This window comes from Hyella patelloides LEGE 07179 (assembly GCF_900659865.1).
Taxonomy (GTDB): domain Bacteria; phylum Cyanobacteriota; class Cyanobacteriia; order Cyanobacteriales; family Xenococcaceae; genus Hyella; species Hyella patelloides.
In genome coordinates, this window is the sequence record NZ_LR213963.1 from 5,237 (window position 1) to 13,150 (window position 7,914).

Consider the following 7,914-nt stretch of genomic DNA (forward strand, 5'->3'; position numbering starts at 1 on the left):
CACCTGAAAGGCGATCGCTTCTGTAATTCTACCTGAAAATAGGAAATAAGGCACGATAGCAATGGATGATATGTTTTGTTTCACTAACAATTGTACTGCTGAGGTGAGATCGGGTTGTACTGTCCAATAGGTATTTATAGCATTAACTTTTTTTGCGAGCTGTTCACTGGCAACATTTCCTTGGGATAAACGGCTACCATGGGCCAACAAAATTCTTCCCTGAGCAGCTATTTGAGTAAACTTTTGAGTAATTAGGGCTGTTAATTGAGGATAATTTCCCACATAATCCAATAATTCAAGACTGACGATCGTATCACCCAGCTTTTGCTTTGCTTGGGCAATTTCTAAGGGAATATCTTCTCTTACATGAACTCCCGCAGACAAAAATACAGGAATAATTTCTACTTTTTGATAGTGATATGCGATCGCTTTTTGCGCAAAATTAATAATACTCTGGGATAAAGGAACATCAGCAAATTCTAAAACCGCAACTTCTACTAACGGAAGTAAACTCTGATATCTTGTTGTCGCTGTAGTTTTAGTTTTTAACTGGGCTACTTGCGAATGTTTAAATCTCTTCAGATTTTCGGTGTAAAGGGTTTTTTCCTGTTTCCAGTCACAGATTATCTCGATCCCGCTTGACGGGACTCCGCCTTCTAACGAACGGGGCTTATAAACTCTTGAATCGCATTCAAGAGACAGCCCCTCCGAAGCCTGCTGTGACCGTTGGTCAGGGCTAATAAGTAAGTGTCGGGCGAGTTGCTCTTTCACTAGATTGGCTAGCTGAGAAATAGCGAGAGAGTATTGCTGATTGCGACTACCATGAAAAACAAACAGACGAGCAGAGTTGTTATTCAATCTTCTATTTCGGTGAGAGGAATGCTTTGATTAAGTATTTTAAAAGATTATATTCAAATCGTAAAACTACGTACATCTTTATCTCTGTAGTAAATGATATTATTGGGGATATAATCAGCAAAATTACCTTTAATGTGGATTAAGCTTTAAAACCCTTATAATTTCTTTAATGATTTCTAAGTTACCATTCTAGGAAAACTGGGAAAACTTTACAGGATAAAGAGCGTTTTAACTTCACATAAGGCGTAAATTAGTTAAAATCAATCACAAAATAATTTTTGAAAGGTAATTGACATCGATCTTGAAAATGAGATTAATTCTGGAAATACGACAACCTTTCGCTCTGTAAACTATACTGAAAAGTAAATACAGAAAAAATACTTAAAATTACCTAATAAAACCGATCGTTTACTCGTAAATCCCACTTAATTCTATATTCTTATGACTAACAATGGCTTTAACTATTATCCCCCAAAAGAGCTAGAATCTAACTATTATAACCTTCCTAAATCGCGAGAAAATTTAGACTTAGATTTAGGACAGTATTTACTGAAACTTAAGCGACGCTGGAAGCCAGCAATTCTGGTATTTTTAGCTACTTTGGGGGGTTCGGTATTCTTAAGCTTATTTTTACAAAATAGTTATCAAGCAGCAGGAAAACTACTGTTCAGACAGAATACCGCAGCCTCTTTAACGGGAATTGGCGAAGACATCTCTTCTCTAGATAGTATCGGTGTTAATGAAACTCCGCTGAAAAACGAAATTGAAAAAATCACTGCTTCTCCTGTCTTACAAGAGACTATCGATCAATTAGAATTAACTGATGGAGAAGGAGAACCTTTAAAACCAAAGAATTTTGCCCAAAATCTGACAGTGGAATTAGTAGGTGGTAGTGATGTCATTGAAGTGGGTTATAACGCCGATCGACCAGAGATTGCAGCAGAAATTGTGAACACTCTGATGACGATTTATGTGCGAGAACAAATTCGCAATAACCAAGCAGAACCAGCTAATGCCAAAGAGTTTATTAATCGTCAGTTACCAGAAATAGAAGTAAAGGTGGAAACAGCAGAATCTGAGTTGGAACAGTTTCGGACAGAAAACAGTATTATCGATCTCCAAGAAGAGAAAAGAACCATAGTGCAAGATGCGGGAGCAATCAACCGTCAAATAGCTACTTTGGGTGCGTCTTATCAAGGAAAACAAGCCCAAACCAAAGCCATGCAAAGCCAGTTGGGTTTAAACTTGCAACAGGCAATAGCAGCTAATCAATTAGGTAATACTCCTGCTGTTAAAAGTACTTTGACAGAACTTTCTGATACTGAAGCAGCCATCGCAAAAGAGAGACAAAGATTTAAAGATAATCATCCCAGCATTGTTAGCTTGCAAGAAAAAAAAGCTAATTTGCGACAGCAGCTAGAACAATCAATTGCGGAAACTGTCGGTATAGGGGTTGAAGTTTCCGATGGATTATTAAATGCTGGAGATAACAATAAAGAGACAATTCTGGAAAACTTTATTAATCTCAAAATTGAAGAACTGAGTTTGCAACAGCAGCTTAGTAGTGTTTCCCAATCACAACAAGAATATCTGAAACGAGCGGACGAATTACCCAGATTAGAAAAGAAAGAGCAAGAATTAATGCGTAAGGCTGACACAGCCAATAAAACCTATACTGCTTTATTAGAAAGTTTACAACAAGCACGATTAGCCGAAAATCAGCAAACAGGAAACGTAGATATTATTGAAGAAGCAATAGCCCCAGAAACAGGAAGTTCTGGTCGGATGGCACTAATTTTACTCGGTTTTTTATCGGGATTATTTCTCTCTAACCTAACAGCGATCGCTCTAGAATGGCAAGATCGTACGGTTAAAAGCATTCCTGAACTGAAAAAGAAACTACCTTACAAAGTTTTGGGTGTCATTCCTCAAATGGATGATGTCAAAGAACAAGGTGTGTTAGTCAAAGAAGAGCCAGATTCTTATGTGAGCGAACTATACCGAATGCTCCAGGCAAATCTCAAATTTATGAATTCTCAAAGAGCTCCCAAAGTGATTTTGGTCACAAGTTCTGTTCCAGGAGAAGGAAAATCGACGATTACGGCTAATTTAGCTGCTGCGATCGCTCAATTAGGTCGCTATGTATTATTAATTGATGGAGACTTAAGAAAACCTACTCAAAATACTCTCTGGAAAGCACCTAAAACTGTCGGTTTGCAAGATTTAATTCGCGATCGCAAGCCTTTAGCTAACGCTGTTCATCGTCCAATGCCAAAACTAGACATCTTATTTTCTACTAGCAGAGTTTCTAATCCCTTAGCACTCTTGGATTCTCCAGAAATGGGCGAATTAATTGCTCGGGGAAGAAAAACCTATGATTTGGTACTCATTGACGCGCCTCCTTTACCTGTAACCGCAGATGTCCTAACTCTAAGTAAAATGGTTGACGGTATTTTATTTGTCAGTCGCTTGGGGGTAGTAGAAAACGAAAGTGCCGATTTAGCTCAAGAAGCTCTCACTTCCATCGATCCTAATATCTTGGGTATGGTCATTAATGGGGTCAAGAGCAAAGAATTTGAGCAGTATTCTTACTCTAGCAAGTATGGCAAACGATACTTCAATCAAAAACCGGCTAATGAGAATGACAACGGTAATAGCAACGGTAATAACAATGGCAATAACAACAACCACAGTAGCAATCAAAAATTGGAAATGTCCAGTTTTTCTAACAAAATAGATGATCTCTAACGCAACTTTTCCTCCAAAAGCAGGCTTACAAAGGAAAAGAATTAACTGGATCGAATTTATTCCAACTGCGTCCTTAGTCCTCAAAGGGAAAAAGAGTAAAAAAAGAAGAACAAGAAAAAATCTTCGTTTTGGCACACCTTTTACCTTCTCCTAGATGTTTCAAGCGAAGTCCGTGACTGACAGAGCGCAAAAGTCGAGGGGGTCTCCCCAGATGCTCGCTCTAAAGGAATCCTTTAGGGCATATGTCGGATGTGACGAGGTCGACTCCTCACAAATAGAAGTTTGGTGGAGGTGCAAGCCTCTTCAACACTTATCCTTGTTCTTCTTTCCTTTGTTGACATTCCTTTTACTAAGTTTTTATATTGAATCGAAGGTGTTTTCAAAAAGTATTGTCTTCTTCCTTTTTTCTTCAAACCAGTGAGTCAAAAGAATCAAGAAAAATTCCGAGAATTTTATCAAATCGGTAAAAAAGCCTTAGAAAATGGCAAATATCGGGCAAGCATAGCAAATTTAGAATCTGCCAGAGAATTAGTTGGGTTTTCCACCAAATTAGGCGCGGAGGTTCAGATGTTGTTAGCCACTGCTTACCAAGCTGCGGGTAAAAAACAAGAAGCGATCGCTTTATGCCAAGAATTAACCAGCCATCCTAATTTATTAATACGACAAAAAGCCAAAGATGTGCTTTATATTATTCAAGCACCAGAATTACAACGCCCTCCAGAATGGATGAGCGAGATTCCCGATCTCAGCAGTGGCGAACAAAATAAAGCTCAGTATATAACTACCAAAAGAAAAAAAACCCAAAATAAAAAAGACGAAGAATTACCACCTATCGATCTATCTCAAGTAAATACAGAAGATAATCAATTTATTTGGTTTGCTCTAATACTGGCTGTTTTAACCATTGGTGGTTTAATTTGGTTAAGTTAAATTAGTTATTAGTGACTATCAAATATCTGGAATTGGCAAGGAATTTAGGGACTAAAATTACCCTAAAGTAAGCTCAAACTCCAAGTAGCTCTTCATTCCTCATTCCTTACCCCCTCATTCCTTATCCCTCATCCCTCATCCCTCATCCTTTCTTAAAATGATTGCTCATCAAGATAATTCTTTTACCAATATTTTTAGGAATGAAACCACTTTATACGTTGTTAAAAGGCTTTTACAGGCTAGTTTAACTCTCCTTTTAGCTTCAATGTTGTGTTTTGCCATTATTCAAATAGCACCAGGAGATTATCTTGATACTCTCAAAAATAACCCGCAAATTTCTGCTGAATATTTGGCACAATTACAGCAACAGTTTGGCTTAGACCAACCTCCTATAGTGCAGTATTGGCGATGGTTGATCGGGGTAGTAACCAGATTAGACTTTGGTAGAAGCTTTATTTATTCTCGTTCTGTAACAGATTTGTTAGCCGAAAGAATACCTGCAACCTTATTATTAGCGATCGCTTCTACTGTCATCACTTGGGCGATCGCTATTCCTTTGGGTATTATTAGTGCAGTCCAGCAAAATACTATTGTAGATCGATTATTACGAGTTCTCAGTTATTTAGGACAGGGTTTTCCCAGCTTTATTACAGCTTTGTTGTTACTATTTATCGCTCAAATTACGACTCCTTTATTTCCCATAGGGGGAATGACCAGTATCAACCATGCAGATTTTTCTTTGCTGGGGAAAATACTTGATATTGGTTGGCACATGATTTTACCCACTGTTGCTTTGAGTATTACTAGCTTTGCAGGTTTGCAACGGCTCACCAGGGGACAATTACTGGATGTATTGCGTCAAGACTATATTCAAACCGCTCGTGCTAAAGGTTTGCCAGAAAATCGAGTTTTGTATGTTCACGCTTTGCGAAATGCAATTAACCCGTTAATCACTCTTATTGGTTTTGAATTTGCCAGTCTTTTAGGTGGTTCATTTATTGCAGAATTTTTCTTTAATTGGCCTGGTTTAGGACGTTTAATCTTAGAAGCGGTCAGAGCGCAAGATTTATATTTGGTGATGGGAAGTTTGATGATGGGAGCAACTATGTTAATCGTTGGTAATCTACTAGCTGATTTATTACTGAAAGCTGTCGATCCTCGGATTAAGTTAGAAGATTTGAAATAGCATTTTCGCCGAATTACGCACCATAAAACATATTGCTATTACATTACTGAAAACGAGATAACTTAAATAAGCTAGTGTCGTGTTGGGTTTTTCCCTCCAAAGCCAATTCAGTCAGCATTTTTCCTATCAGAGTAGAAAACTTAAAACCGTGTCCCGAAAAGCCTGCTCCTAAGACGATATGAGAATAATGGGGATGGCGATCGACTACAAAATGTTTGTCAGGCGTGAGAGTATAAAGACAGCGACGAGTAGAAATTGTCTCACCCGCTGCACCAGGTATATATTGACGGGAAAAGTTACGGATGCGCTCTACCCATTCTTCGCTGGGAGTATAGTCTACTTCACTAGGACGATCTACCGTTTGCCAACCGTAAAAAGTAGTTACTTTTACACCAATGCTCTCATCTTCGTGGGGAATACCATAGGGCATTTCACCGTAATCGCCGTTCATGTGAGCGAAAAATACAGGGAAACTTTCGGGCTTAAAAGCTGCTGGTTCTTTTGGTTGATAAAATCCCAACTGACAGGGCATAATTTTTAGTGGAAGATTGATGCCTTGTTTGGCTAGTAAGGCTTTTGACCAACTACCTGCGGTAATTACCAATCTCTCTGCTAGATATGTTTCCGTTTTGGTTTGTACTTCTACACTACTGGTATAGGGAATAATCTTAGTGACTGGGGTGCGATCTCTAATTGTTGCACCGAGCTTTTCAGCTAAACGAGTATGAGCTAATACGCAGCGAGAAGCTCTTAGTAAGCCTGCTTCTGCCTGAAAGAAAGCTGCCATGCCATCATCTAAATGAAATTGAGGAAAGCGTTGACTAACTTCATCTGCTTCTAGATATTCATAATCTAATTTCGCCTCATCCATGCTTTGTTTTAGGGTTTGAAATGATTCTTGACTGGGAAAGCCAAAATCTAATCCTCCCGTTTTTACATAGAGTTGCTCTTTTGCTGCTTCTTCTAGGGCAAACCATAAAGGATAAGCAGCACGCATTAAATCGATATAGATCGGATTATCGTAAGTGTAGCGAATTACCCGTGAAACGCCATAAGAACTTCCTTTTTGATGGTTGAGTTCAAACTGCTCTAGTAATAAAACTTTTTGTCCCGATTTAGCGAGATAGTAGGCAGCAGCACTGCCCATTCCTCCTGCACCCAGAACAATAGCGTCAAACTGTTGTGCCATTGAGATTAATAATTTACGTTAGTTATGTGAATTTAAAAAAGCCAAAGTTATTGGCTATGAAGTTTCAGTGCTTTTTTGATCCCAAATATTCATGAAGATTGTAGCAAGCTTAAGTATCAAAATAATATTTTTGCCCCTACCAGTTTTTAGTTTTTTTCTGCTGGTGCTTGACTAAGGAACGAGACTTTTTTCCGTCTCAGTTGCTCTGAGTTTTTCGGCTTCTAGCATTGCTATTTCTTCATTTAAACCGCGATAGAGACTAAAGCACATCACTAATAACACCAGAGCAAAAGGCAAACCTGTAGTAATAGAAGCAGTTTGTAGAGCCTGTAAACCACCGCCTAAAAGTAAGGCTGCTGCTACTACACCCTCAGTTACTGCCCAAAAAACTCTCTGAGGGGTGGGAGAATCGAGTTTTCCTCCAGAAGTTAGATTGTCTACTACCAATGAGCCAGAATCGGAAGAGGTGACAAAAAACACTGTTACTAAAGTTATGCCAATTAAAGAGGTAATGAAAGTTAAAGGTAGTTGCTGCAACATGACAAATAGGGCAGTTGCTACATTATCTTCAACCGCCTGGGCAATTAATCCTCCTTGTTCACCTAGTTCCAAAGACAGTGCTGTACCACCAAAAGTAGACATCCATAAAAAAGTAAGCATCGAAGGTAACAGCAATACCCCTAAGACGAACTCCCGAATAGTTCTACCTTTAGAAATACGAGCAATAAAAATACCAACAAAGGGCGACCAAGATACCCACCAACCCCAGTAAAAGACAGTCCAACCATTCTGCCAGTCTGTTCCTTCAAAAGTCTCTGTCCAAAAACTGAGTGTGGGTAGCATAGCCAAATAGTAACCCAGGGTTTGCACAAACGAACCGAGAATAAATAGTGTTGGCCCTGCTAGTAATACAAATACCATAAACAAAGCAGCCAAACCCATATTCAGTTCGCTCAAACGGCGCACGCCACCATCTAAACCCGATACTACCGAAGCAGTAGCC

The 7,914-nt window shown here is 38.9% G+C and carries 6 protein-coding genes; 3 read left to right on the forward strand and 3 right to left on the reverse strand.

The window, feature by feature from the left end:
- Positions 1-858: sirohydrochlorin chelatase (locus tag H1P_RS23705; RefSeq protein WP_144871997.1), on the reverse strand; the 858-nt coding region annotated here is incomplete at its 3' end.
- Between the two features lie 441 nt (positions 859-1,299).
- Here H1P_RS23705 and H1P_RS23710 point away from each other — a divergent pair.
- The 3 genes from H1P_RS23710 to H1P_RS23720 all read left to right on the forward strand — a co-directional run bounded on the left by H1P_RS23710 (position 1,300) and on the right by H1P_RS23720 (position 5,722).
- Positions 1,300-3,606, forward strand: coding sequence for a GumC family protein (locus H1P_RS23710; protein ID WP_144871999.1), 2,307 nt, complete (start codon positions 1,300-1,302; stop codon positions 3,604-3,606).
- A gap of 417 nt (positions 3,607-4,023) precedes the next feature.
- Positions 4,024-4,536: a tetratricopeptide repeat protein gene (locus H1P_RS23715; protein ID WP_144872001.1), complete on the forward strand. Its 513-nt coding sequence runs from the start codon at positions 4,024-4,026 to the stop codon at positions 4,534-4,536.
- A gap of 157 nt (positions 4,537-4,693) precedes the next feature.
- The gene (locus tag H1P_RS23720) at positions 4,694-5,722 is read left to right on the forward strand and encodes an ABC transporter permease (protein ID WP_144872003.1); all 1,029 of its coding nucleotides are present in this window, start codon (positions 4,694-4,696) and stop codon (positions 5,720-5,722) included.
- A gap of 43 nt (positions 5,723-5,765) precedes the next feature.
- Here the strand turns inward: H1P_RS23720 and solA are convergent, their stop codons facing one another.
- Both solA and H1P_RS23730 read right to left on the reverse strand, forming a co-directional pair.
- Complete coding sequence (gene solA, locus H1P_RS23725) at positions 5,766-6,911, reverse strand: N-methyl-L-tryptophan oxidase (RefSeq protein ID WP_144872004.1); 1,146 nt, start codon at positions 6,909-6,911, stop codon at positions 5,766-5,768.
- Between the two features lie 171 nt (positions 6,912-7,082).
- A partial coding sequence (locus tag H1P_RS23730) for a BCCT family transporter (protein ID WP_186376106.1) occupies positions 7,083-7,914 on the reverse strand: 832 nt, incomplete at its 5' end.